Annotated in this window: 3 protein-coding genes; all 3 read right to left on the bottom strand. The window is 69.0% G+C overall.

The window, feature by feature from the left end:
• Window positions 1-283: hypothetical protein (locus tag ACK5M9_RS00780; RefSeq protein ID WP_416891307.1), on the bottom strand; the 283-nt coding region annotated here is incomplete at its 3' end.
• A 112-nt stretch (window positions 284-395) separates the two neighbouring features.
• Window positions 396-884 (bottom strand): Imm26 family immunity protein, encoded by a 489-nt coding sequence (locus tag ACK5M9_RS00775; protein WP_416891306.1) that lies wholly within the window; start codon window positions 882-884, stop codon window positions 396-398.
• A gap of 2 nt (window positions 885-886) precedes the next feature.
• Window positions 887-1438 carry a hypothetical protein gene (locus tag ACK5M9_RS00770; protein WP_416891305.1) on the bottom strand — a complete coding sequence of 184 codons (552 nt, stop codon included), beginning with the start codon at window positions 1436-1438 and terminating at the stop codon, window positions 887-889.
• Between the last annotated feature and the right edge of the window lie 509 nt (window positions 1439-1947).

Here is a 1947-nt window from a genome sequence, read left to right as displayed (position 1 = left end):
TCCCTCTTGGGGTAACAAGTGACACCACCGCCCCGTCGTCAAACAGCAGGCCCGAAACCCCGACCCGACCAGGGGAAACGGCCGCTCCGGGCCCGACGGGAGTGGCGGGTTCGGGGTTGATGGCCGCGACGCCGTTCTGGACTCCGGTGGCCGCGCCCGCGGACGCGGCCGGAGCGCCGAGGCCGACGAGCGCGACCACCGACACGATCGCGGCGACGACGGCCAGGACGCGGGCCTGGATGCCGCCGAGGGGCGGCCGGAGAGCAGAGCGGGTGACAGACACCAGCGTCGAGTCTCGCAGCCCGACAGCGGCTGGTGGCGGTCCCCGCCCAAGTCGCTTCTGTTCAGCCGCCTCGTTCACAGCTGGCGGGACTGTCAGTAGACGGGCCCGACGGTCAGTCCGGCACTCGTTCGAACCCCAGGGCGTCGCTGATCTCGTCATCGATCGTCCGAAAGCTGTGCAAGCCGTAGTCGCCGACCGGCTCCACCGGCCCCGGCACCTCGTTGAGCGCCTCATCGAAGTAACGACCGTCCCAACGCCGGAAGCAATGCTGCTCGAGGACATCACCGGCCTCGATCGGCCAGTGAGCCACCGTCTCGAAGTACCCCTTCGACCACGGCAGACGGTTCGTCATCATCGGCGACACCAACAGTTCACCGGCCGACAGCGCTGAGCGCTCCGGCACCTCCTTGGAGTCGAAGCGAGGCCGGTAGACGTAGACCAGAATCGCGCCACCCATCGACGGCCCAGCCATCGCTTCCGCCGTGATGACCCGACCGAACAGGAACCGATCATCGGGCAGCTGCATCGCAAAGAGATCTCCGGCCTGCGGCTTCTTGCGCGATGGCTTCAGGACCTGAAGGTTCGTGAGAACGTCACCCATCGCTACAACCCGTTGGCTCGGAGCCAGGCTTCGCCCCAGTCGACAGCCTCCTGGTACCACGAGTGGTTCGGACTGATCGAATTGATCTTGTTCTGGAACCCAGGATTCCTCACGATCAACGCCTGCTCGATCGCCCGTGCCTGCCCCCTCGTCACCGGTGCCGACGTGACTTGCTGCACGACGAACCGGTCCCCATGCTGAACCTGGCGACGAGCAAGGTTGTTCGTGATCCCGGTATAAACCGGCTTCCCGCCGCTGACCCCGTAGTAAACGTGGACGTCCGTCGCGCCGCCCCGCAGCGCCGCTGGCAACGCGTCATCGGCTAGACCCGCCGCCCGGGCTCCTGCTCTTGGGGTAACAAGTGACACCAACGCCCGATCGTCAAACAGCGGGCCGGAAACCCCGACGACAGCAGGGGAAACGGCCGGTGCGGCAGCGACGGCAGAACCGGTTCCGGGGGTGATGGCCGCGACGCCGTTCTGGACTCCAGTGGCCGGGTGCGCGGACGCGGCCGGCGCGCCCAGGCCGACGACCGCGACCAACGCGGCGAGCACGACCAGGAGCGCTCGGAGGCGGGCCTGGGTGCTGCCGTGTGGCGGTCGGGTGCTTGACACTGCCCGCGAGTCTCGCAGCCTCGTAGCGGCTGGTGGCGGTCCCCAGCCGAGTTGCTTCTGTTCAGCCGGCTTGGGTAGCCGCTGGCGGCTGAGCAGCGGCTGAAGAAGAACCTCCGGGGCCGCCGGGCAGGGTTCAGTCGCTGAGTCGACCAGCGGGCGGCTCTTGACGGGCCGGGTGCTCAAACGGGAGGTCGCGCGGGAGGTCCGACGGGAGGTCAGTGGCCAAACGGGAGGTCACGCGGGAGACGCGGCGGGACGTCGAGCACGCCCGGTCGGGGGCGCGGGAGCGCCCGGCCGAAGGCCGGGCAGCGTGGTGGTGCCGGTTGGTGTCGTTGCGTCCCGTGGCGTGCGGGTCGCCGGCATCAGGGGCGTGGGCGGGGCTGCGGGGGCCACCTGTGGTGCAAGTGTGTGGAGGGTCAACGGGAGGTGCGGGAGGTTTCCCGGGAGGG

This window comes from Mycobacterium sp. (assembly GCF_047975165.1).
In the GTDB taxonomy this organism is placed as follows: domain Bacteria; phylum Actinomycetota; class Actinomycetes; order Mycobacteriales; family Mycobacteriaceae; genus Mycobacterium.
The sequence above is the reverse complement of the archived record's forward strand: the minus strand, read 5'-3'. Positions and strand labels throughout refer to the sequence as shown.